Below are 24,726 nucleotides of genomic sequence, written 5' to 3'. Positions count from 1 at the left end.
GGGTCCGTTGGGGGACTCTGGACGAAGATCATCGCCTTTCTGGCGTGTCTCATCTCGGCGAGCCTGCCGATCACAGGCCTGATCATCTGGTTAGGGAAGAAGAAAAAGAAGCCGCGCAACGCGCAGGGCAGGGGCACACGCGCTAAACGTTCCGGCGTCCGGCCCTCTCCCCAACACCCTGTCCCCGCCGCGGTGACCGAGCAGGTGAATGCCTCCAAAGGCTAACGGAAGGCGGACACCCGCGGACACAATCCGACTTCATCTTAACATTATTTCTCTCTACGCTTATGTCTTCCTCTTTACCTCTTGCCGCTTCCTGGAGAAGCGTTTTCCTGCCCCTGCTTTTGCTGATCAGCGTCTCCTTTCACCTGAAGGCGCAGAGCCGCACGGTCGGCACCATTCAGGGAACCGTCCGCACGGCCGACGGACAACCCGCCGAATTCATCAACGTGGTACTGGAGCAATCACAGCGCGGCGCGGTGACCGACGCAAACGGTCGCTTCGAAATCCGCAACGTGAAGCCCGGTACCCACACGCTGGTCGTCTCCTACGTAGGACTGGAAGCACAGCAGCTCACGGCTGAGGTCGTGGCGGGAGAGACCACCCAACTGCCGGAAATCACCTTGCAGGAAACGAGTCAGCGACTGAAGGAAGTGATCGTGACGGGCGATCAGACCAACACCAACAAATTCGCCGAACCCGAAACCGACTACGTGGCCCGAATGCCCCTCGCCAACCTGGAAAATCCGCAGGTCTATTCGGTCATCTCGCAGGAACTGATGCAGGAGCAGCAGATCACCGACATCCAGGGCGCGATACAGAACGCCCCCGGCGTCAACAGCGTGGTGGAAGGCGTCGGCTCCGGCGGCGTCGGCCTGAACGTCAACCTGCGCGGATTCAGCACCGGCATCGCGCTGCGCAACGGCATGGCGACCAACTACGTCACGCTGTCCGACCCAGTCAACCTGGAGCGTATCGAGGTGATAAAAGGGCCGTCGGCAACCCTGTTCGGCTCGGCGCTGATTTCCTACGGCGGGCTGATCAACCGGGTCACCAAGCAGCCGTTCGAGCGTTTCCGGGGCGAGGTGGGCTACAGCACCGGGAGCTTCGGGCTGTCGCGCCTCACGCTGGACGTCAACACGCCGCTCAACGACAGCAAAACGGCCCTGTTCCGGGTCAACGCCGTCAAGCACAACGAAAACAGTTTTCAGGACTACGGCCGTCAGCGCACCTGGGCCCTTTCGCCCAACTTCACCTACCAGGCCAGCGACCGGCTGACGCTGAACGTAGAGGCCGAGCTGTTCCAGACCCGCCGCCCCAGTGCCTACTTCGGCATCAGCCCCGGCGTCACCGCCACGAACTTCGACGACCTGTCGTACGATTTTCAATATTCCTACAGCAGTGACCAGATGCAGAGCCAGGCGCAGGTGTTCAACGTCTTTGCCCGGGCTACCTACCAGCTCTCCGACCAGTGGGTGTCGCAGACCAATTTCTCGTCCGGCCATACTGACAACGAGGCCAACTACCTGTTCCTGACGTTCCTGGACAACAGTCAGGTGCGCCGGATGCCGATGCACATCGTGAGTAACTTCAACTCCACGCAGCTACAACAGAACTTCATCGGCACCTTTCACCTCGGGCCGCTTAAAAACCGGCTGCTGGTGGGCGTCGACTACTACGAACTGAGGACCGCCGACCGGCGCACGCGCTTCGTGTACGACACGGTGAGCTTTGCCAATCCGCAGCGGGACATTAACTGGGAAGGGTACCAGAACCAACTGGGCAGTACGCCGCCCTTCTTCCAGTACAAGCGGGACTCCCGTACCTACAGCGCCTACGTGTCGGAAGTGCTGAACCTGACCAACCAGCTGCTGGTGATGGCCAGCGCCCGGATCGACCACTTCGCCAACAAATCGGAGAGTTTCGAGCAGACGGCGGTGTCGCCCAAGCTGGGGCTGGTCTACCAGGTGGTACCCGAACAGGTGTCGCTGTTTGCCAACTACATGGACGGCTTTCAGAACGTCGCGCCCGACAATACCGATCCCGCCAACACCATCGCCTACAAACCCGAACACGCCACGCAGTGGGAGGGAGGTGTGAAAACAAACCTCTTCTCAGAGCGGGTGAGCGCGACGGTCAGCTACTACGACATCACGGTGCGCAACATCGTGCGGACGGTGCCCAACAACGACAACATCGGTGGCTTCAACCAGGTGCAGGACGGCACCAAGAACAGCAAAGGCGTGGAGGTGGAGCTGATCGCCAGCCCCGTGCGCGGGTGGAACGTGGTGGCGGGCTACGGCTACAACGACAGTCAGTACACCAAAGCCAGCGAAGACGTGCAGGGCCATCGTCCCTATTCCACGCCCGAGCATGCGCTCAACTTCTGGACGAGCTACCAGTTTCCGCAGGGCACGCTGGAAGGGCTGGGCCTCGGGTTCGGCGGCAATTCCGTGAGCGAAGCCTTTCTCGACGACGCCAACACGTTCACCATCCCGGCCTACACCGTCCTGAATGCAACGGTCTTTTACAACCGGCCACAGTACCGGATCGGCGTCAAGCTGAACAACCTCGGCAACGAGGCGTACTGGACCAGCAGCTACTGGGCCATGCCGCAGAAGACCCGTCATGCGGTCGTCAGCTTCGCGTATAAATTTTAAGGAACTCCACCGCAACCGCCGGCGATTTTCGTCGGCGGTTGTCTGTTTTTCACGTCACCTATTCCTGTCCACGTCACACCGGCAACCATGAAAAACCCTAGCTCCCGTCGTCCCATGAAAAAGAAGCAGAAAAGCCTGTTCGACCGTATCGTGGCCTGGGTGCATCTCTGGCCTAGCATCGCGTCCGGCCTGGTCGTGGTGTTTGTCTGCCTCACCGGAACCATCATCGTCTATGGAGACGAAATCATGGATTGGACCGCGGGCGAGGCCAAATACGTGCAGGAGATAGGTACGGAGCGCATCACGTCCCAGGAGATCGACCAACACCTCAAGCAACACTACCCCACGTTTGCCATTTCGGAGTACGTGTTTTTCAAAGATCCCCGACGGAGCATCCGGTTGCGGGTCTTCAGCCCGAAAGAGCGCAAGCTGGCCATGATCTACATGGACCCCTACACCGGGGAAATCTTGAAGAGAGACAACAGCATTTACTTCTTCTTTGTGACGGCCCACCTGCACGCCTCGTTTCTGGCCGGGGAGATCGGCCACTGGATCGTCGCCATCTCGACCATCGTCTTTGTCATCAGTTGCCTGACGGGCCTGATCCTCTGGTTGCCCCGAAAATGGACGCGCGCGACCCGGCAGGCGAGCTTTACCATCAAGTGGAAAGCCAAGTTTAAGCGGCTGAACTACGACCTGCACAACGTGTACGGATTTTACTCCTTACTGATCTGCTTGGTGTTGAGTGTCACGGGTCTGATCATCTTTTTTCCGGGACTGATGAGTTTCACCATCGAGGCGACCGGCGGAAACATCGCCCATATGGACGAAGCCTTGCCCCCCATGGACTCCACGAAAGCCTCGCTCGATCTGGTGCCGCTGGCTTATCAGGTGTTGGAACAGGAGTACCCCGACAAAAAAGAAATCAGCCTGTGGGACCCCAATTTCCAGAAGCTGGGCGCTTACATTTTTACGACCGGGAAAGTGGGACTGAAAAGCATCGAGAACGCGGACCTGAGCATCTACGACCGCTACTCCGGCGAGAAGATCACCGTAGACCCCCAATTCCTGCAGCACGAACGGACGGAAAATATGGTCTGGCAACTCCACATGGGCCAGTGGTGGGGGCAATTCGGCAAGCTGTCTACCTTCCTCGCCGGCCTCGTCGCCACGTCGCTGCCCATCACCGGCTTTCTGATCTGGTGGGGTCGGCGCAACAAGAAATCGACGAAAAAAAATGCACAATCTACTGGGCAAGATGCAACCCGTCAGAGACAAGCGTTGTTGACAAAATCGGTTTCAAACGGATAGCGATTGCTATGATTCAAGTAACTACGTGGACATAAGTTTGTCCTATTTTCAAGGGGGTACTATGCTAAAGACCTGAAGCACAATTTATTTGACAGGATTGAAAACAGCCATTTGTTCTTATTCTGGCGGGCCCCGATTCGTTTCCTTTCCGCAATCTTTGCTACTTATCGGTACGGGGCTGCTTTGGCGCGAATGGTTTCCATGATAGTGGATTGCCTCTGCTTGTTTGAAGAGCAACATCACTGAAGTGGAGGAAACTGCAGTCGTCCACCAGTTTCAGCGCACAATTCTTCTGAGGGCATCCCCTACCACTTGGCTCCGACCGACACCAGCAAGCTGCGTCCGTCGGAAGGCAAAATGCCCGGTCCCGGATAGCCGGTGGCGCGGCGGGTATAGTACATCGCGTTGGTCAGGTTATTGACGGACACCTTCACGTTGTAGTGCGATCCGAAGTGGTACGTGGCGTTCAGGTCCGTGATGAGATAATCGGGTACGCGGCCGTTCACGCCCGTCGGGGTCGCTTCCGTATTCAGCGCATCGGAGTAGGACGTACCCACGTAACTGAACTGCACGGTGGCCGATAGCCCCTGGTGTCGGTAGCGGATGCCGTTCCGGCTGATCCACGGCGGGACGCCTTCAATGCGATTGCCGGTGATGTCCACGTTCTGATCCGACACCACCACCTGTCCTTCCGTATAGCGGGCGGCGTTGTAGGCCGTCGAGGTGAAGAGCGAGAGCGGCAGCGTGCGAAACGGCTTTACTTCGATAAACACTTCGGCGCCCTGGTTGAGGGTGTTGCCCACGTTGGTTTTGTAGAAATAGGTGCCGCTTGCATCGGTCTGGACCAGCGTACCGACCCGGTGATTGTACTGCAACCGGAAATAGTTCACGTCGAACTGTAGCCACTCCTGCCACTGCCCCCGCAATCCCACTTCCGAATTACTGCCCCGCGCGTCCTGCAACGCCGGATCAGTACGATCCAGGTTGGTGGCCGGAATCAAATCGGAGTACAGGACCGGTCGGTAGTTCTGGGCGACGTTTGCATACGCACGGACCGATGGACTGAGCTGGTAGTCCGTGCTGAGGCCGAACAGGGGAAACTGGCGCTTGAGTCGGTAGGGAATCGTGTTGGCGGCTAAGCCCGAAATTACGCCTTCTCGGTCGGTCGTCACGTGCTCCAGCCGGAAGCCGGGCGTCACGGTCCAAGCGTTGGTAAGGTGAAAGGCATTCTCGGCAAACAGGGCCACGTTCTGGGTCCGGAACACGAGGTCGATGCCGTAAGGAGCGGTCAGCGACAGGTCGAAGTCGGTGCCGGACGTGCCCACACCTTTCTGTTGCCGGACCGTGCGGCTGTAGCCGTAGCGCACCCCAGCCGAAAGGTGATGCTCCCGTTGAAAGAGCCCATACCGTTGCAGCACCCGGGCTTCACTCGCGTAGCTGTGGTAGTAGTCGCGGTCCACCTGACGGGGATTGTAATGGCCGAGGTCACGGTTGATGGTGTCGTCGACGGTCGGCAGGGTGATGAACTGCACCGAGTTGCGCTGTCCCAGCAAGGCCGACCCCTGCACGGAAATCAAGGTCGAGGGCGTCGCCTGGATCGCCAGGGAAAGGGCGGGCAGGTAAATCGTCGGGTTGAAGTAGTTGCGCCCCCGGTTCGACTGGCGCGGATCTTCCTCGAACATCGCGTCGGTCAAACCGGCGGCAAAGTGGTTCACGTACGCCATGTGCGACAGCTCGCCGCTCAGCCGCACCTTCGGCGAGAACTGGTAGGCCACCGACGTGTGCCAGGCGTGGAACTGATAGTCACTGTTTTCGCGCCACCCGTCGGAGCGACGGAAGTCGTAGTAACCGTAATAGGTGAGTTTACCGACCCGGCCGCCCACGGCGTTGAACGAACTGAAGAGTCCGAACGAACCAACGCTTTGCTGGGTTTCGAAGCCGAACGGACGGGTGGTATCCGCCTGCTTGAGCACGTAGTTAAGCATCCCGCCGAACTGCGGGCCGTATTGCAGGGCACCCGCCCCGCGCACCAGCTCGATCCGTGCCACCGCTTCCATCGGCGGATTGTAGTGACTTTCGGGGTAACCAAACAGGTCGGAGTTCGTGACGAAGCCATCCTGCCGCACGTTCAGTTCCCAGGAGCGGTGGGGATTCAGGCCCCGCAGGGAAATGCCGACCTGGTTGCCGCTACCGTCCATTTCCCAGACCATGACGCCGGGCACCTTGGCGAAAATCTGCCGGGGATTGTTTTCCGCCAGGTTCGCCTCGGTACCGGTCAGTGCAATCGCCTCGGTTTTCTTGCCGGCGAAGACGAGCGTTCCCTGTTGGGCGGGCAGTGACGAGATGCCCGAGGCCAGTCCCCGGATCTCCACATCCTGCAACGTCGTCGTCGCCGCCGTCAGCGTGAAGCGTGGCCGGGACGTGCTACCGGCGCGGAAGGTAATTTCCTGTGTCAACGGCTCGAACGAAACGTGGGTGATGGTCAGGGTATAGTCTCCCTCCGGCAGTTGGGGGAACTGAAAACGGCCCGCTACGTCGGTGACGGTGCGCTGGCGCGAGGGCGAGAGCAGGACGGCGGCGGCTTCTACGGGGTGACCTTCCGCATCGACGACCTGGCCCTGCAGGGTACCGGTCGATTGGGCTTGAGTAGCCAGGGAAAAAAGGGTGATCAATCCAAATAAGCACGTAAGCAGCATCGTACGCGATGCCTCAAGTAAGGTAGAGGAAATCATGTGAATCAGATAGAAGTAAAGAAAGGAACCCAAGCGCTGATGGGAGCGCTCGTGTCGAAACTGGCTGGAGGTCGGTCTAGTCCGGCGACCCGACCCGTTCTACGTAATCCTTTTCGCTGTGCGCTGTCCGGTGATCGCCGTCAGAAGAAAGCGCAGCCATCATGGGCAATGCACAGAGTGCCCTGTCCACGAGTTGTGCGTTCAGCGCTTCCTGACGACTTCCGGGACGTAGCCAACACGGTGCAGGCCACGCCACCCGAAGCGTATGGTTCGGTTACAGCATATCAAAAGGATACGGCCGGATCAGGCCCGTTTGGGCGGCGGGGTGGGGATGGACAGGAAGGGAGAGAGAGGAGTCGTTACAGCACACGTAGGCGCCTGCACGACTATGTCCACGGGCCGCTGGAACTGAAGCGGCAGTCTGCGCAGGGGCAGGTATTCTTTCAGAAAACGGATCACATTTTTTTCGGAAGGCTCGCCTTTATGGCTCAGGTCCAGTCCCTGGGTGCGGACGTGGTGGGAGAGTTGCTCATACAACTGCTGCTTCTTGGCGTCGGTGAGGCAGTAGGTGTAGATGGTGTCGTTTTCCAGCTTCCACTTGACCATTTCGTAAAACCGGCCCTGGTACTCGAAGTTGCCCGTGGCACGGGCAAAGTCCTTATCGATCTGGTGGTAGAGCGGCACTGCGGATTTAAACACCAACAGCTCGTGGTCGGGAATCTGGCCGGCGTCGATGGCCTGGGTAAGCTCTTGAGCGAAGGAAAGGTGCTGGAGGTGGAATTGCACGTAGTACCCCATCATGTTGTACATGAGCAGCGCGAGCAGCAAGAGGGAGAGGGCGCGTTTCAAGGGGGTGATGGGTTGAGGCCAGTCCGACCTGTGCCAAATGTAGTCATTATTTGTTCATGACAAACGCTCTTTTGCTTCCCGGCGCTTGCTGCTTCGCCGTTTGAGACGAGTGGACGTTTGCGGGTGGATGGCTGCAGGGGGAGATTTAGTTATGCCCAAGAAGGTATCCGGAGCCAGCCGGACAAATTTTAAAAGGTATGCTATTGCCCAGACTGTGCTCCCTGCATGTGCAATGTAACGAATCTAGTAAAGGGAGTGAGAGAAGTAGGTTTCTAGTAATAATCCCTACGCTACCAGGAAGCAGAACGCTCGAGAGAATGGGAAAAAAAGTGCTCGCAAAAAAGAGGGTCTTTGGATACGCAATTTTCATTTCTTTTTTTCAGAGGTCACACGGCGGGTGGGTAATGTGGAAGCCTGTCTCCTCGGGTGAATGTAGTCACGAAGGAGTTACTGTTCTTTCAAGGTGGATGGACCCGGTACTACGGTCAAGTCTACGCCTTCCAGTTCTGAACAACGTTCTTATGGTAAACACATATGGCAGCGTTAGGGTGACTTTTCATTGGTGACTATCAGCCTGCAACAACAAGCTAGGCGCTGAGAAGCGGGAAGTGGTAATCGACCGTGTCTTGGACGTAAACGAAGCAAAGCCTAACTGCTGGAGCGATAATACAGGCGAAGGAAACAAGCTAAGAGTAACACCTTAAGGGCTTTATGGGAACCTCGATGGGCAGGTAGGTGCATTGTAAACTACAATAAAAGGTAATCGCTGCGGTCTTTCAGGCCGATTAAGCCAGGGCAGGCACTCCTGTATTCCTAGGATGGTGGTGAGCAAAAGTAGGCCGTAAGACTAGTTACTCTTAATTTCAAACAGACGAATGAGGCAGTGGTAAGATAGAAGCAGGAACAGGTCAGTCGTTCAGAACTGTTCAGCATAAATCTCACGGAACGCACACTCAAAACCAGCCAACAATTCTCTAACGATGGGCATATAGCTCACAGCAACTCCGGTTTCCCTGATGGGGCATTTCACTCCTAACAAGTCCGCTTACACCGGCCAGGGATCTTCCACATGAGTACCTGCCACAAATTCAGCCTCCTCAGACTCGTCGATTAGGCAGTGTTGCAGCTCCCTGGTGATAGCTTCTTGATCCAGTTCCTGCCCGATAAGGACCAGCTCGTTCGTCCGATCGCCCCAGTGCGCATCCCATTTTTTCAGGATTTCCGGCTTGTTTTCCTGATATACAGGGTGTACCGCCCGTTCCTGCTTTGATAGGGAAGCCCACCAGCGCCCGTAAGGTTCGGCTTTTAAAGAGCCCCCGGCCTGGCTCCACAGGAGGGCCTGGGCCGGCCGGGAGGCCAGCCAGAAAATCCCTTTGCTGCGGATGATGTTCGCGGGCCAGTCTTGACTTACGTACTGCCAGAACCGCTCCGGATGGAAGGGCCGACGATCCCGGAATACAAAAGAGGAGATGCCGTATTCTTCCGTTTCCGGGGTATGCTCGTTGTTTAATTCTTTGATCCACCCTGCGGCCTGCTCGGCCTTTTCGTAGTCGAACAGGTGGGTGTGGAGGATGGCTCTGGGATCTACCTGACCCCTGACTGTCCGGATCAGTCTGGCCTCCGGATTGAGTTTATGCAGCAGGCTTTCCAGCAGTTGTAGTCGCTTTTCTTCTACCAGGTCGGTCTTATTGAGCAGAATTACGTTGGCGAACTCGACCTGGTCGGTGAGTAAGTTGACGATCGTGCGGCGATCCTGTGCATCGTCGGTCAGGTGCCGGTCCACAATGGTGTCGGCACTACCGAAGTCCCGAGCAAAATGGAGGGCATCTACCACGGTCACCATCGTATCCAAACGGCTGAATTGAGTCAGGTCCCAGCGCTCGTCGCCCGTTGCAAACGAAAAGGTCTGCGCCACGGGAATCGGTTCAGAGATGCCGGTACTTTCGATGAGCAGGTAGTCGAACTTGTTCATACGCGCCAGTTTCTCGACCTCAATCATCAGGTCTTCCCGCAGGGTGCAGCAGATGCATCCGTTCGACAGTTCGACCAGTTTCTCGTCCGTGCGCGAAAGCTGCGTCTGATTCTGTACCCATTGGGCATCTACGTTGACTTCGCTCATGTCGTTGACGATCACGGCCACTTTCAGGCCCTGCCGGTTATGCAGCACGTGGTTAAGTACAGTCGTTTTGCCGGCTCCCAGAAAGCCGCTGAGCACCGTCACTGGAATTTTATTTCTTTTCATTGAGTGGGTTGAAACGTTTTGTTAGTGCGAGCGGTGGACAACTCCGTAGGTGATTGTCTGATTAGTTTCCAGTTGAGCAGGTGAGCCAGCGCGATAAGGATGGCTCCACCGGAGGATAGTAAAAGTTCCTGCCACTCTCCAGGCAAGAAATGACCGGTACTGATCAGGAGAAATCCGAAGGTAACCAGGAGTAAAGCCGTGGGTTTGTGATGGTGCCGGCGGTAGCCCTGTATCAATGCGTAAGACGCTACCAGAAAACTTACCAGGAGGATCGTGTATTCTATCCAGGGCGTGTGTAGAAATTGAAGTCCGGCTAATGGAGCCAAGCTAAGCAAAAAGGGAAGGGCCGCACAATGGAAAGCGCAGAGCAATGAGGCGCTGAAGCCGACAAAATCCCAGTGAAGCCCCATGAATTGATCTTTCATCTCAAGTGCCTTTTATGCAACAATGTTGCAAATATAGCGCATTGAGATTTAAATGCAACATAGTTGCGTTTTTGAAATGGCGTTGGGTATGTTTGTGTTTCTTTTGAGGCCTATGTTCCGAACCCGATCGCTGGTGTTTACCTACAACAAGACGGCTTACTTCCGTTTTCCGGACATCGAGCTGAACGCCGGGGAAGACCTGCTGATCGTGGGTGAATCCGGGGTCGGAAAAACGACGTTGCTGCACCTGATGGCGGGTTTGTTGCGACCCGAGTCGGGTCAGGTGGAGCTGCTGGATACGTCGCTGCATGAACTTTCATCCCGACAGCGGGATCGTTTCCGGGGGCAGTACATAGGGCTGGTCTTTCAACGGCCGCATTTTGTGCGGGCCCTCTCGCTGGAAGAAAACCTGACACTGATACAGCTGCTGGCTGGAAAGAAGCAGGACAAAAACCGGATCAGGGAAGTCCTCCACAGCCTGGGGATGAGCCATAAGCTCCACGAGAAGCCGCACCGGCTGAGTCAGGGCGAGCAGCAGCGCGCCGCCTTGGCCCTGGCGGTGGTCAACCGTCCGCGCCTGATCCTGGCTGATGAACCGACGGCCAGCCTAGACGATCGGAACGCCGGGCGGGTGGCCGCCTTGCTGAAGCAGCAGGCGCTGGCGTCCGGGGCGCAACTGATTATCATTACGCACGATCGGCGGCTGAAAGATCCCTTTCCGCATCTCCTTGAGCTATGAACCTTTTCACCTTGAGCTACCGGAGCCTGATGAGCCGACCGCTCAGTACCGCCCTCAGCCTGGTCTTACTGTCGCTGGGCGTAGGCATGATCGCCTTTCTGGTGCAGGTGAATCATCATGTACAACAGCAACTGGAAAACCAGGTGCGAGGCATTGACATGGTGGTAGGAGCCAAAGGGAGCCCGCTGCAACTCATTCTTTCGGCCGTGTATCATCTCGATGCCCCGACGGGCAATATTTCCCTGGAGGAGGCCGAACGGCTCCGAGCCCATCCGCTCGTGGCTTCCGGCATCCCCCTTGCGTACGGCGACAGTTACCAGGGCTATCGAATTGTAGGGACGACTGACCAGTACCCGCAGTTGTACGACGCGACGGTCGCCCGTGGGCGGCTGTGGCAGGCACCGTTCGAGGTGACCCTCGGCGCGACGGTCGCCGAAAATCTGCACCTGAAGGTGGGGGACACCTTTGCGGGGACCCATGGCCTGGAAGAAGGCGGCGAAGCCCACGAAGCACATGCCTATCGGGTCGTCGGCCTCCTGGACTACACCTATTCCGTGCTGGACCAACTCATTCTTACCGCGACCGAAAGCGTGTGGGAGATCCACCACCATGAGGAGGGAGAGGAAGCTGATCCTTTGGAGCACGAAGCACACGAAGAAGAAGCAGAGTTGGGAGAAGAAGCTCATCCTCTGGACCATGAAGAACATAAGAAGGAAGCGGAGCGGGAAATCACGGCGATGCTCATCCGCTTCCGCAGCCCCCTGGGCATGGTGCAACTGCCCCGCATGGTCAACCAAGACACCAACATGCAGGCGGCGGTGCCTGTCTACGAAATCAGCCGTCTGTTCAGTCTGATCGGCGTAGGCGTCGATACGCTCCAGGCCCTGGCGCTGGTGATCATGTCCGTATCAGGACTTAGCGTCTTCATCAGCCTCTACACCGCCCTGAGCGAGCGGATCTACGAAATGGCCCTGATGCGTACCTACGGGGCGACCCGCTGGCAACTGGTCGGCCTCATCGTACAGGAAGGACTTCTGCTGACAGGGAGCGGGTTTCTGCTGGGCATGCTGTTCAGCCGCATCGGACTGTGGCTGGTGTCCCATCTGATGGAAGCCGGGTACCACTATCCCTTTTCAGGCGGGGCCTGGCTGCCGGAAGAGGGGTGGCTGCTGGTGATCGCCTTGGGCCTGGGACTGCTGGCTTCGCTATTGCCCGCCATCCGCGTATTTCATCTGAACTTATCAAAAACCCTGGCCGATGCCTAGACTCCTGATCTTTCTCCTGATGCTGATCACGACGCCCGTCTGGGCACAAACCCAGATCACTTGGGAAACCCTGCGTGACGTGCGCTTTACCAGCCGGTACCACAAGGAGGCTGGTGCCTCGTACTACGTTCCCCACTTCGGCGCTTCGGTGAAAGCCCTGGAAGGAAAAGAGGTGTACCTGAAGGGGTACATGCTGCCCCTGTTGCCCGAAGAGAATATGTTCATCCTTTCCAGCAATCCCTACTCTTCCTGCTTTTTCTGTGGGACGGGCGGCCCGGAATCTATTGTAGAGCTCCGGCTCAAGCCCGGTCATCCCCGGTTCAAGATGGACCAGGTGGTAACCATCCAGGGCAAGCTGAAGCTCAACCAGGACGACATCAACCAGTGCAATTACATCCTGGACGAGGCCGAGGTATACTGACGCGGATCAGGAGGGGGCGTTAATACGATTAGGAAGAATGCAGCGTGCGCTACTTGGAGTTAAAGAGATCAATCAAGTCATTAATCGCAAGTGCAATTGAGTTGCATTTGTGAATTATTTACTATTATTGCAACATTGTTGCAATAATAGTATTGCCTGATGTTCGGACTTACAAGATAGGCAGTGCAAAAGATGAGGGCGCAAATGAGAGCTCTTTTACGGCAGCATAAATCTTTTTGTTGGCACAATAGATCAACCTGAAAGGAAATTGCTAACCTATGATACGACCTCTTCTCTGCTGCTTTTTTCTTTTTCGGATGATGGCCGTGGTAGCCCAGCAACCGGCCGAAAACTTCCCCCCCCCGGCCATCCCAGAGACGATTCGGGCTGTCCGTACGGAGGAAAACATCAAAGTAGACGGCGAGTTGACAGAGGCGGCCTGGCAGCAGGCGCCGGTCATCGAACGCTTTTTCCGGATTGAGCCTCGGCAGGGGGGAGATTACCGCTATGCTACGGCGGTTCGTGTGCTTTTCAATGAGAAAAACCTCTACGTGGGCGTGTTTTGTGCCGATTCGCTGGGCAAAAAAGGGGTGCGGGCACAGGATTTACGCCGGGATTTTAATTGGGGAGAGAACGACATTTTCGGCATTCAACTCGATCCGCAGCACCTCAAGCAGTACTGCGTGTCGTTTCAAACCACGCCCTACGGGAACCAGCGCGACCTGCAAAACTTCAACGACAACAACACGGATAACGACTGGAATGCCCTCTGGATGGTACGCACCCACCCAACCGATTCGGGGTACTTCGCCGAGTTTGCCATTCCGTTCAAATCCCTGCGGTACGAGCGTCCTACGCAAACCGACTCGGTGACCTGGGGTATCACCTTCACCCGACTGGCCCGCCGCGACTACGAGCAGACGGTATTTCCGGCCATTCCTCAATCGTTTTCGCCTTACCGAATGACCTATGCCGCTGAGCTGACCGGCCTGACCGTGCCGGAACCCAGCGCCAACGTGCGCATAGAGCCGTATCTGCTCTACCAGTTTGAAGATGCCGAAGCGGGAGGCGAGCGCAGCACAGATAGCAACGTGAAACTGGGGGGCGATATCAAATGGGCGATCAATCCACGCTCGGTCGTGGACCTGACCTTCAATACCGATTTTGCCCAGGCCGATGTGGATCTGGCGGTCAATAACCTGGAGCGGTTCAACATTTTCTTTCCGGAGCGGCGGCAGTTTTTTCTGGAAAATTCGGGGATCTGGGCCGGCGCCGGCAATCAGTCTGTCAAACCTTTTTTCAGCCGCACCATCGGCCTGCAGGGCATTTTCAACGCCGCACCGGCCCGGATCGACGGCGGGGCACGGTACACGATGCGCAACGACGACCGGGCCGTGGCGGGGCTGTACATGCACCAGGCCGAAACATCGCGTACCCCGGCGGCGAGCTTTGCTGTGGCGCGGTACCTGCAGAACTACGGAAAAGAAAACAATGTGGGCGTGATGGCCACCCACCGCCTTGACGAAGCCTCGTCCGAGTTGGGCACCCAACGCAGCCACAACACGACCCTGACGATCGACGGGCTGATTCGTCCCAGGAATGAACTTACGGTGACGTACATGCTCTCCGGCTCCCGCGACAACGACAACGATACGATGGGCCTGGCCGGGAGCCTCTACGCGGGCTACCAATCCAACCAATGGTACCTGGGCTGGCAGACCAACTTCGTAAGCCGCCACTACCACCCCGACATGGGCTTCGTATTTCAACAGAATGTGATCTGGCACAGCCCGGGCGGGTATTACATCTGGCGACCGAAGCGCCTGCCCTGGATCAGACGGTGGGACCCCGGCGCGTTCATGAATTATTACCACGATGCGGATCGCCCCGGCCATTTTCAGCAGGGTAACATCTACCTGTTTCCGGTCTACATCTATTTTGTAGACAACAGCTTTCTGGAATACGCCATTTACCCGACCTGGCAACGCATCAATTTCGACTTCGCGCCGCTGGGCATCTCCATTGCCCAGGGCGACTATTACTACACCCGGCACCAGATCAACTACAACACCGATCAGTCGCGCAAGCTTTCGCTTTCCGGTAATGTGAGCTGGGGCAAATTTTACAACGGAAAGCGACTTACGCTCAACGGCGGAACGCGTCTGGCCCCGATCCCGCACATAGCCTTTACGGCGAATTATGAGTACAACTCCCTGGAAGGATTAGGCGAGGCGCAGGAAAAGCTGGAAACCCACCTCGTGACGTTAGGATCTCGGCTGGCCCTCAATCCGCGGGTTCAATTATCGGTATTGTATCAGTACAACTCGTTCGACGGGCAGGGCCGCTGGAACGTGCGGGGAAGCTGGGAGTACCGCCCCCTGTCCTTTGTCTACCTCGTCTTCAATGACACCCGCAACAACCAACTGGACACGCCCTTCGAAACGCAGCAATTGATCGGGAAGATGACGTTCCTGAAACAGTTTTAAAACAATAAAGACTCTCCTGGTACTGCGCCATGACGCCTTACATACGAAACGAAAATTCGCTGACACAAGCGAATGACCAACCAATCACTTTTATAAATGAAACGCAGGCAATTTATCGAGTGGCTGGGGCAAGGGGCGGTATCGTTCACCCTACTGCCTTACGCCACGCTGGGTGGGGAAGCCGGATTCTTTTCCCCGAAAACACCGGACATCGTGCCGCTCTCACCCAGCGCCAACGATGCCCTTCTGCTGGCAAAGGGCCTTCGCTACGACCTGCTGGTCAAATGGGGGGATTCTATCAGCGCGCAGGATACCTTCGGGTTCAATAACGATTTTCTCTGTTTTGTGCCGATCCAAAACAAATCCCACGAAGGAATCCTGTGGGTCAACCACGAATACGTGGATCCTTATTTTATGCACGGGAGTCTGGCACCCCAATCTCTAGCCCATGTAAGAGAAGAACAGTACGCAGTAGGAGGAAGCTTGCTGCACCTGGAGTATGCCGGCAACACCTGGCAGCGAAAGCCGACCTCTGCTTACAACCGCCGGCTTACGGCGGAAACGATGATCCCGTTTCACTGGGACGAACCAATTGTGAAGGCTACGCACGCCAAAGGCACGCTTGGGAACTGTGCAGGAGGGTTCACGCCTTGGGGAACGATTCTCACTTGTGAAGAAAACTACCACTTTTTTTACGGAGAGCGCGATCACGAGACAAACGCCATTGTCCCCTCTGAGCGTGGATGGGAGACGTTCGATCCTCAGCCCCCCGAACATTACGGATGGGTCGTCGAGGTCGATCCTTTTACAGGGAAGGCACAGAAACACGTGGCTCTGGGCAGGTGTGCGCACGAGTGTGCCACGGTGGCGATGCTGAACGATGGACGTGTCGTGGTGTATACCGGAGACGATAAAAACGACGAACACTTGTACAAGTACGTCAGTAGCAAGCCCCGTGATTTGAAAGAAGGGAAGCTCTACGTGGCGCAACTGGAACGGGGTGAGTGGCTCTCGCTGGACATCCGGGAGCAACCGGTGCTGGCGGCTGCCTTTACGAGCCAGACGGAGGTGCTGATCCAGTTGAGAAAGGCCGCGAAGCTGGTCGGGGCCACGCCCCTGGATCGGCCGGAAGACATTGAGATTGATCCGGTCAACGGGCAGGTGTTGGTCACGTTAACGAACAACGTGCCCAAAGGAAATTACTTTGGCAGCATCCTGAAAATTAAGGAGCATCAGAACGACCACAGTGCCCTGATGTTCGAGGCGTCTACCCTGCTCACCGGAGGAGAAGAAACGGGCTTCGCGGCGCCCGACAATCTGATCTTCGACCGGCTCGGGAACCTGTGGTTTACCTCCGATATCTCGGGAAGTAAAATGAACAAACCTCCGTACGAGAGATTTAAGAATAACGGCCTTTTCGTGATGCCCCGCCACGGCAAACAAGCGGGGCAGGTACTCCAGATAGCCAGCGCTCCGGTCGATGCGGAACTGACCGGCCCCTGTTTTTCGCCCGATGGGCGAACGCTGTTTTTGAGTGTCCAGCATCCGGGGGAGCAAAGTAGCCAGGCCGGCCGGTGGACCAGCAACTGGCCGCACCAGGGAGATGCCAAACCCCGCTCGGCGGTGGTCACCATCCAGGGTCCGCTCCTCAACCAGCTCCAGGGAATTCGCTAGGGCAAAAGTACATGCTTCTCATCGGAGAACTTCAGGCTTTACACGCTTTGCAGATGCCGCTCAGGGTATAATTCACCCGATTCACCGAAAAAGCATCGGACACTTCTACGTCCGGGATCGCCACCTCTTCTAGGCAGTAGGTCTGGTGACATTCATCACAGACGAAGTGGGCATGCTGATCGGTATGCTGCTCGTCGGGACATTGGTGGCCGCACATGGCATATTTCACGCCTTGCCCGTCTTCGGAGGCACGGTGCAAAATGCCACGCTCTTCAAATGAATTTAAGGCTCGATAAACCGTTACCCGGTCGTGGTTCGCCGTCAATTTCGCCAATAGATCGCTGGCGGAAAGCGCTACGTCATGACCCATAAATAGTTCTAGCATCTCTGCCCGGATGGGTGTTTTCTTCAAACCATGTGCGTGCAGCAACTCTCGAATAGGTTTCGTGTTATCCATGTATGATCACTTCAAGGAGGTTCCTAAGGGAATAACGTTTTCCTCCAGCTGCGAGTTTGCAAGATAAGCAACGTGACGCTTTTAGACGAGATAGTCAGCAGACACACGGTGTAGTGTCTAATACAAGCTGAAAAAGGACCGCGCACCTATAAGAAACCCCTTCCCAGGACCAGCGAGCATGAGAAGGGGGCATCCGCTTTGAATAAACGAGGGGTTTGTGTTAAGTTAAGTCAGGTTATTGAATCGTGACGTCAAACGTGGCTTCTAGATCCGCTTCGCCGGGATCGCAGGTCCCGTCTTTTACGCCGGGCTGGTGGCGGAGTGCAATCGTAATGGTACCGCTCCCGGCTGCACCGGCTACCCAGTCGGAGGTCAGACCCACCTCGTAGGTGCCGTCCGAGTCGGTACGGTTAACGGTCAGGTCCACTCCGGAAGGAGAGAAACACAGCAGGTGCTGGTCGTCTTCTTCCCGAATCTCTTCCGTGATGTCCTCCACGTCGTTAGGGTCCGATTCGTTGAGAAATTCGGCCGTCACGTTGTACGTGGTAGCCGAGTCCAGCATGATTTCATCCACAGTAGGCGCGGTGGGACCCTCTCCGTCTGGATCGCTCAACGTAGCCGTGAAGGTATTGCTCGAATTCCCCACTTCGGTGAACGTGAGGCGAAAAGTCGTAATCAGCTCTTCTTCGTTGACCGGTTCGGGCTCATCGTCTTTTTTACAACTCTGGAGCAAGCACGTACTACTCAAAAGAAGCAGCAAAGCAAAGGAAAAACGGGGTTTCATAAAAAAATGATTATGTGAAAATGAAAATTTGTAGTCTTGCCATCATTCGTTTCTGGGAGCGTGCGGTTGACATCTGACACAGGTCCCCGATACCAGCAGCTGAATCTCGTCTGGTTCATAGCCGGCCGGGAGCGGAATAGCGGGAATGCCGATCTCTTCCAGACAGCGGGTAATGCCACATTTTCTGCACTTAAAATGGACATGGTCGGTCGCGTGCGACCGGTAAGGATGAGCAGCGCAGAGGGCATACTTGACTCCCTTCTCCTCATCCATTACCCGGTGCAGAAATCCCTTCTCCAAAAAAAGACGCAGGTTGCGGTACAACGTAATGCGATTGGATTCGCCTGGTAAAGATGCTTCCAGTTCGGCATGGGACATGGCGTAGGGCCGTTGCAGAAAGAGTTCCAGCAGCTGAATGCGACTCATTGTTCCTCGCAGCCGATGGCGTTTGAGCACCTGAAGAGGACTCATTACCGCATGTGGAGGCTGTAGGGAAGTTGACATCGTACCAGTAGTTATGATCTGACCGTCACCGCACCCCTTCTCCCGAGAGAGAGGATAAGCTGAGACTAAGCGTGCATTATCTGCAACTGTGTTGCAAATATAGGTGCTACGATTGCATATGCAACCGTGTTGCATCAATTGCTTTCTTTTTCTCGAGGAGATTAAGCGAATGGGACGTACGATTTTCTTCGTGTGGATCGAGGCATCTTGAAGGTGATATCGTTAGAAAAGGGCAATCCGGTGGGCGGTAGGAGGGCGTTTGCCGCGTTGAATCAAGACCTGGTAATAGCCCGCTGGTAGGGTTGTGAGGGAAAGCGTTTCGACCGGCTGGCCTAAAGTCCGGGTGGAAAAAACTCGCTGTCCCAGCCCATTCAGAATGATTACGTGGAGGGGAATCCCACCGGGATTGACCAAAGAAACCTGACCGTCCGATGGATTTGGATACAGCGAAAACCCGTTTGCCATCGCGTCTGCCTGCTCCAGCGCCGTAACCGGACTGGCGTCGACGATGGGGAACAGCGCAAAATGGGTGGCGATGGGCGTAAAATTCTGGCTGTAAAAGTCTTTCCAGTCTTCTTTTGTGTGGTTGTGTGCCTGCACGGCATTGCGTCCGAAATGCGTCAGATCGGCCTCCGTACGGGAGCCCGGCTCGCCCATCAGCAGGCCCAGGGTATCGCCTTCGTAACCACCATGCAGGTAGTCAAACACATTAAAGGTAACAAAGAAGGCCTCTTGTACCGCAATCGGCGTGGAAAAGTCGATCACCGCCGCTTCGCCAGACAGGTCCAGGTCTTTGTAAAATACCTGTTTTCCGCCCAGTCGGGCAGCGGGGAGTCCGTTGACGCCCACGGTGTAGACGTTGAATTCTACGTAGTGATCGGGGTGTGCAAAGGTGCCCGTCAGGTGGACCATTACGCCGCGTACCAGGGTAGACTCCGTGATTTCGTACTTCTCGGCAAACTGCTGTCGGTACGAGGAGTTTTGCCCGAGCAGATACCCCCATTGACCGGATTCGGTGTACCGGGGCGCGTATAGCGCTGTGCCTTCGGGAAGGTTAGATAACGTATCGAGCTCAGGGGCCTGCCCCAGGACCGGGGCGGTAAGCAACAGGGGCAGGCAGAAAAGGAGGAATCGCTTCATGTGTCGGAAAAGCAAGGTAGAAAAGCGTTAGGGATGGAGGTAGAGGCGTCCGGTTTGCCGGCTATCGGGCGTTACGACCTGCACGAAATAGATCCCCCTGTCAAGGCCGGGCGGGATAGACCAGCGTGTTTCGCCCGCTGTGAACGCAAGATTGCGTTGATAGACCTGCCGACCTGACGCATCGATCAGTTGCAGGTACCCTTGCCCGGTATAAGGCGTAGGCAGGACCAGGGTCGTTTGGGAAGAAGCGGGGTTCGGAAACACGCGGAGCGTAACGGCTTGCCGGCTTACCTCATCCTCCAGTCCGGTGAGCGGTTGGTTGTAGCGTAACACGCTGCCGAACGCACCGACTACCCATCCCTGACCCGGCGTCAGAAACACCAGATCCGAGAGGTAACCGCTCGCAGGAAGGTACTGTTCTTCCCAGGTCTGACCGCCATCGTCGGTGACGAGTAGCACGCCCGAGCCGGTCACGTAACCGTGGTCGGCATCCAGAAAGAAGATGGCATTCAGCGTGCCGGACTGTCCACTTACCTGGGACTGCCAGGTGGCACCCGCGTCGTAGGTCACCAGAATTTTGCCCAGGCTGCCAACGGCGTATCCCGTGGTGCCGTCGACAAAGAACACATCGTTCAGGTGGGAAAGAAGTCCTGATTCTTGCAGCGCCCAGGTCTGACCACCGTCGAGGGTGCGGGCCACCAGTCCGGAAGCCCCGACCACGTAGCCCGTATCCGGCTGCGGAAAGTAGACCGCGTTAAGCTGTTTCAGGCTGTCGAGCGAGGTGAACGCCCACGTTTCCCCGCCGTCGGCCGTTTTCAGGACCGAGCCGGAAGTTCCTATCACCAATACTTCCTGCATCGACCAGGCGTGCAGGTCATTGAAATTACCCTGGAACGGCGTTTCCACTCCTTCCCAGGTCTGCCCTCCATCTGCCGTTTTGAACACGGCACTGTCGCTGCCTGCCACCCATCCCTGCATGGGGTCTACAAAGTCTATTCCGCGCAGCGTGGCCTGGGTTGGCGTGGAAAGCAGCTGCCAGGCCGCTCCGTCCTTGGTGCCATGGAAGAGGTTGCCGCCGCTGCCGACAGCATACAGATCGCCCTCTACTTCCTCAAACCTGTACCACGTATTGAGCGGCCCGGTGGGGAGTACGGTCTGGAAATTCCATCCGTCGGTGGTTGTGTAGAGCTGGCTGGACAGGGCCACGCCGGTGGTTTCATCCAGGAACCGGATGTAGGATTTGCGGCCGCTGCCGTAGGTGCCCTCGCAGGTACGCTCCCATGTATCCCCGCCGTCCCGCGTTTTATAGAGACAACTGAAACTGCTCACCCAGCCGACGGTGTCGTTGAGAAAGAACACTTCGGAAAAATAGTGACGCGCCTGTTCGAGCGAGTCGGCGCCGCCGAGTTTCTGTTCCCAGTGCGCCCCCCGGTCGGTAGTCTTCTGGACGTAGGCGTTGGGACCCACCAGAAAGCCGGTGCTGTCGTTGACGAAATAACCCCCTTCGTAAAAACCGGCGGGCGAGGCCGGCAGGCCGGTGGTGTCCCAGGTCAGTCCCCGGTCAAAACTCTGAAAAAACGTATTGTCCCAGCTGGCAGCAACGACCGTATCGGCACTCAGCGCTTTGACAAAAAACAGGCCGTAGAAACTGGCGCTCGTTCTTCGGGGAAGGGTAGCGCTCACCCAGGTGGTGCCTCCGTCGTGGGTGTAGAACAGCAGGTTATCCGCAAACCCCGCGTCGCCCACGGCATAGCCGATGCTGTCTCCGAAGAAGTGGAGGTCGCGGAAGGTCGTTCCGCCGGGATCGGTGAACTGCAACGCCCACGTCTGACCGGCATCGGTCGTATGCCAGATTTCGCCCGCGTTGGTGACGGCATAGCCCCGCTCCGCATCCACAAAGTAAAGAGACATCACGTCGGCTTCCGTCGGCATGGTGTTCGCCTGCCAGGTTGCGCCAAAATCAGGAGAAGCAAAAAATTGACCTTTGTCGCCCGCCGCATACAGGGTTTGTGCGTCCGGCCAGGCCACATCGCGGGGCCCATTGCCGGTGGGCATGGGGTTGATCCATTGCCAGTCCTGAGAAACGGCGGGGGAGAGGACCCGCACCAGGAGAAAGAGGAGGGCAATCGGGTAGAGTTTAGTCATTGGGAGGAGAGAAAAATAAAAATGCAACAGTGTTGCAAAAATAGAAGAGGTAATTATATTTGCAACACTGTTGCGTTAGAGTTTTCACCTTATTTTTTCTCCTCATGTTTCGAATCCTACGCTATTCTTCTCAATTGTTTTTGCTCTGTTTCCTCACTCCCGGCTGGTTACTTGCGCAGAGCCGCTGGTCGTATCAGTTGGGCGAGGAATTGACCCAGTATCCTTACGGTGTGATGCCACTCAGCCAGGATACCATTCTTGCCTTTACGCTCGGAAACGTGCTGCGCACGACTGATGGCGGCGCTTCCTGGACGGTAAAGCGGATCGGCCTGGAAGAAGGGTTCATCACCACCGGCTCCTTCTTGGATAAACAAACCGGTTGGGCGGTCGCCGACGGAGGTTATGTGCTGAAAACGGCTGATGCCGGAGATACGTGGACTATCCTGGATACGCTGGAACGCTTCTATCGCCCCAATACGGTTCATTTCTGGGACGAATCGCACGGCATCCTGGCGGGACTGAAGTCCTCGTACGACTCTGCGGCGGTGATGCAAACCCAGGATGGGGGTCAAAGCTGGCAGGAAGTATGGAATCTACCGGTTTCGTCGTTCAGTACAAATCCAGACATTGTCTTCCCCGATGATACTACCGGTTACATGACCGTAAGTGAGGAAGGTCTCTGGAAAACCCTGGATGCCGGCGCAACGTGGACACCGGTGATGTTGCCTGCCGAAGCCAATCTCGCCAAAGTCTCATTTGTGTCGGCCGATACCGGCTACGTCAGTGGGGCTGGCAACCTGTTGCTCCATACGGTGGACGGCGGGGCTAGCTGGACGCCCCTCGTTTCGGGTTTTGCTGAGGATGCGATCATCACAGGGCTCCACTTTCTTGACGCCGATCGGGGATGGATTGTCAGTCAGACCGGTCAGGTTCATGCCACGACCGACGGGGGGGACACCTGGACGCCACAAGTTATGCCCGGATCGGGGTATGTATATGTATCTGACCTCGTTTTTACGCCTGATGGTGCGGTCGGTGCTTACCCGGCGTATCCTTATGAACTGATGGTGACCACCGACGGCGGTGCGACCTGGAACAACATCCTGCAAGGAGTCAGGGCCGATCTCTACGACATTGCCCGGGCCGAAGAAGATACGCTCTACGCAGTCGGTGAAGAGGGCACTCTGTTGCGCTCGGTCGACGGAGAAAACTGGCTGCCGCAGACGTCGGGAGTGGAGGTGAACCTGCGGGGCGTGGCCTTCGGAGGCGGCACGGGCTGGGCCGTGGGCGATTCGGCCACGGTGCTGACCCTTTCGCAGGCAGGGAGCTGGCAAACGCAAGCCACGCCGCTGGCGACGATGGTGCATCTGCATGACATTGCGGCGATGGATGCCATGCATGCCTGGGCGGTCGGTACGGCGGGAACAATACTGCATTATGACGGCACCACGTGGACAGAACAGACCACGCCGGTTACGACCACCTTACACGCGGTGACCTTTGCCGACGCGATGAGCGGCTGGGCGGTGGGTGACTCCGGGGTGGTACTCAGCACCACCGACGGCGGGCAGGTGTGGAACCTGATGCCCACCGGCGTGCTGGCTTCGCTCTACGGGGTACACTTCCCCACCCCGGAGGTGGGCTATGCCGTCGGAGCCCGCGACTACATCCTCAAGACCCAAGATGGCGGCCAGACCTGGTACCGTCAGACCATTCCTGCGATGTACGTGACTACCTTTCGCGGCGTGGCATTCACCAGTCCCCACCGCGGATGGATCGTGGGCAACAGCGGCAATATGCTCTACACCACCGACGGCGGCCACCACTGGCAGGCAGAACCGAAGGTGATTTCGTTGACACTCCGTGGCGCATTGTTCGATGATCTGAACCGGGGCTGGGCCGTCGGGAATACCGGCAGTGTGTTCAGCTTTTCGGACCAGGCCGATGGCAGCAACGACACCACGCCGGAACGGCCTGCCCTGAGCTATGAGCCCACGGCCGACACGCTGCGCAACTACACCGAAGACCTGACCCTGGAAGCGGCTCCTGCCCTTGAGGACCGGTGGGGCTACCTGACGGGCATGAGTGGTTACTACGACGAAGAGTTTGCCGAGAAGTACTACGTCAGCGGTCCGGCCCTCGTCACCCACGTGGTGAGCCATCACCAGGGCGTGGTGGCCCATCCCACCCATGTGGCCGAGTTCAACGTCTTCTCCATCGACACGGCGGGCTATCCTGATTTGAAGATCGGTCGGCAGGACGTGGCCTTTGGCGACCTGGACCTGAGCGGAGCCGCCATGACGACGCCCTTCTTCGAACCGGTAGCGGTGGAGGACTCCTTCTTCGTGGCTTTCAACGTGACCGACTACGCCCACGGGGGCTTCGACGGAGACACCCTGGCGGTGATGCACACGGCCGACGGTACCCGCTCAGAGGAGGATCTCTCTACCGTAGCACGTAACGCCATGCGGGTCCATTCCCACAGCACACGGGCCTGGGAAGACATCCACGAAGCCACCGAAGGGTTTCAGGGACACCTGGCGCTGTTCCCGGTGGTACAGTTCGCCTCCCCGACGGCGTCCGATCCGTTTGTGCGTCACCGGTCGCTGACGCTGTACGCGCCTTATCCCAATCCGGCGCGGGATCAGTTGACCGTGGCGTTCGAGACCCAACGGCCCGGCGACTTTACCGTGACGGTGGTGGACGTGCTGGGTCGGGTGGTCCATGAAGAGGCCACTACGACCCTGACTGCAGGCAAGCACCGCTGGTCGTTGCCGGCCCATCGCTGGCAGGCAGGCTGGTACGTGGTGCGGGTATCGGGGGTGGGCAGCACGCTGGCGGCTAAAGTACTCATGCAATAGTTGATTTCTAGCAGCGGGAGCGGTCATCATG

Annotated in this window: 17 protein-coding genes and 1 pseudogene; 9 read left to right on the top strand and 9 right to left on the bottom strand. The window is 57.1% G+C overall.

The genetic code is table 11. The annotated features are described in order from the left end of the window. From BLR44_RS29240 to BLR44_RS27915, 3 genes and pseudogenes are all read left to right on the top strand, one after another. A pseudogene (locus BLR44_RS29240) lies at nt 1-225 on the top strand (PepSY-associated TM helix domain-containing protein); the annotation flags it as partial. A gap of 62 nt (nt 226-287) precedes the next feature. Further along, nucleotides 288-2,660, top strand: coding sequence for a TonB-dependent receptor (locus BLR44_RS27920; protein WP_089688713.1), 2,373 nt, complete (start codon nt 288-290; stop codon nt 2,658-2,660). Between the two features lie 114 nt (nt 2,661-2,774). Next, nucleotides 2,775-3,971 carry a PepSY-associated TM helix domain-containing protein gene (locus tag BLR44_RS27915; RefSeq protein ID WP_089688711.1) on the top strand — a complete coding sequence of 399 codons (1,197 nt, stop codon included), beginning with the start codon at nt 2,775-2,777 and terminating at the stop codon, nt 3,969-3,971. A 305-nt stretch (nt 3,972-4,276) separates the two neighbouring features. Here BLR44_RS27915 and BLR44_RS27910 read toward each other — a convergent pair whose 3' ends face one another. The 4 genes from BLR44_RS27910 to BLR44_RS27895 form a co-directional block, all read right to left on the bottom strand. Next, nucleotides 4,277-6,643, bottom strand: a complete 2,367-nt coding sequence (locus tag BLR44_RS27910; RefSeq protein WP_218127214.1) for a TonB-dependent receptor — start codon at nt 6,641-6,643, stop codon at nt 4,277-4,279. 363 nt (nt 6,644-7,006) lie between these two features. After that, a complete protein-coding gene (locus tag BLR44_RS27905; RefSeq protein WP_143017527.1) occupies nt 7,007-7,552 on the bottom strand; it encodes a hypothetical protein in 546 nt (181 codons plus the stop codon). A 1,045-nt stretch (nt 7,553-8,597) separates the two neighbouring features. Continuing rightward, nucleotides 8,598-9,794, bottom strand: coding sequence for a GTP-binding protein (locus tag BLR44_RS27900; protein WP_089688705.1), 1,197 nt, complete (start codon nt 9,792-9,794; stop codon nt 8,598-8,600). Beyond that, nucleotides 9,791-10,219 (bottom strand): MerC domain-containing protein, encoded by a 429-nt coding sequence (locus tag BLR44_RS27895; protein ID WP_089688703.1) that lies wholly within the window; start codon nt 10,217-10,219, stop codon nt 9,791-9,793. Before BLR44_RS27895 ends, BLR44_RS27900 begins: the two co-directional genes overlap by 4 nt. A gap of 112 nt (nt 10,220-10,331) precedes the next feature. Between BLR44_RS27895 and BLR44_RS27890 the strand changes: the two genes are divergently transcribed. The 5 genes from BLR44_RS27890 (at nt 10,332) to BLR44_RS27870 (ending at nt 16,804) form a co-directional block, all read left to right on the top strand. Next, entirely contained in the window at nt 10,332-10,958 is a 627-nt protein-coding gene (locus BLR44_RS27890) for an ABC transporter ATP-binding protein (RefSeq protein ID WP_089688701.1), read from the top strand. Beyond that, nucleotides 10,955-12,223 (top strand): ABC transporter permease, encoded by a 1,269-nt coding sequence (locus BLR44_RS27885; protein WP_089688699.1) that lies wholly within the window; start codon nt 10,955-10,957, stop codon nt 12,221-12,223. The genes BLR44_RS27890 and BLR44_RS27885 overlap by 4 nt, the downstream gene beginning before the upstream one ends. After that, nucleotides 12,216-12,644 (top strand): DUF3299 domain-containing protein, encoded by a 429-nt coding sequence (locus BLR44_RS27880; protein ID WP_089688696.1) that lies wholly within the window; start codon nt 12,216-12,218, stop codon nt 12,642-12,644. Before BLR44_RS27885 ends, BLR44_RS27880 begins: the two co-directional genes overlap by 8 nt. 278 nt (nt 12,645-12,922) lie before the next feature. Continuing rightward, nucleotides 12,923-15,130: a DUF5916 domain-containing protein gene (locus tag BLR44_RS27875; RefSeq protein ID WP_089688694.1), complete on the top strand. Its 2,208-nt coding sequence runs from the start codon at nt 12,923-12,925 to the stop codon at nt 15,128-15,130. 96 nt (nt 15,131-15,226) lie between these two features. Next, a complete protein-coding gene (locus tag BLR44_RS27870; RefSeq protein WP_089688693.1) occupies nt 15,227-16,804 on the top strand; it encodes a PhoX family protein in 1,578 nt (525 codons plus the stop codon). A gap of 31 nt (nt 16,805-16,835) precedes the next feature. On the opposite strand, the gene BLR44_RS27865 is transcribed toward BLR44_RS27870, so the two are convergent. The 5 genes from BLR44_RS27865 to BLR44_RS27845 all read right to left on the bottom strand — a co-directional run bounded on the left by BLR44_RS27865 (nt 16,836) and on the right by BLR44_RS27845 (nt 21,834). Further along, nucleotides 16,836-17,261: a Fur family transcriptional regulator gene (locus tag BLR44_RS27865; protein WP_089688691.1), complete on the bottom strand. Its 426-nt coding sequence runs from the start codon at nt 17,259-17,261 to the stop codon at nt 16,836-16,838. A gap of 235 nt (nt 17,262-17,496) precedes the next feature. Further along, nucleotides 17,497-18,045 (bottom strand): hypothetical protein, encoded by a 549-nt coding sequence (locus tag BLR44_RS27860; RefSeq protein ID WP_089688689.1) that lies wholly within the window; start codon nt 18,043-18,045, stop codon nt 17,497-17,499. Nucleotides 18,046-18,087: 42 nt separating this feature from the next. Continuing rightward, nucleotides 18,088-18,549 (bottom strand): Fur family transcriptional regulator, encoded by a 462-nt coding sequence (locus tag BLR44_RS27855; protein WP_245706191.1) that lies wholly within the window; start codon nt 18,547-18,549, stop codon nt 18,088-18,090. A 222-nt stretch (nt 18,550-18,771) separates the two neighbouring features. Then, entirely contained in the window at nt 18,772-19,689 is a 918-nt protein-coding gene (locus BLR44_RS27850) for a T9SS type A sorting domain-containing protein (protein WP_089688684.1), read from the bottom strand. Nucleotides 19,690-19,716: 27 nt separating this feature from the next. After that, nucleotides 19,717-21,834, bottom strand: coding sequence for a YCF48-related protein (locus BLR44_RS27845; RefSeq protein ID WP_089688683.1), 2,118 nt, complete (start codon nt 21,832-21,834; stop codon nt 19,717-19,719). Nucleotides 21,835-21,938: 104 nt separating this feature from the next. Here BLR44_RS27845 and BLR44_RS27840 point away from each other — a divergent pair, with 104 nt between their 5' ends. Beyond that, complete coding sequence (locus BLR44_RS27840) at nt 21,939-24,695, top strand: YCF48-related protein (RefSeq protein ID WP_089688681.1); 2,757 nt, start codon at nt 21,939-21,941, stop codon at nt 24,693-24,695. Nucleotides 24,696-24,726: the final 31 nt, after the last annotated feature.

It is taken from the genome of Catalinimonas alkaloidigena (assembly GCF_900100765.1).
Taxonomy (GTDB): Bacteria; Bacteroidota; Bacteroidia; order Cytophagales; family Flexibacteraceae; genus Mooreia; species Mooreia alkaloidigena.
This window is presented reverse-complemented; position numbering and strand designations above follow the sequence as displayed.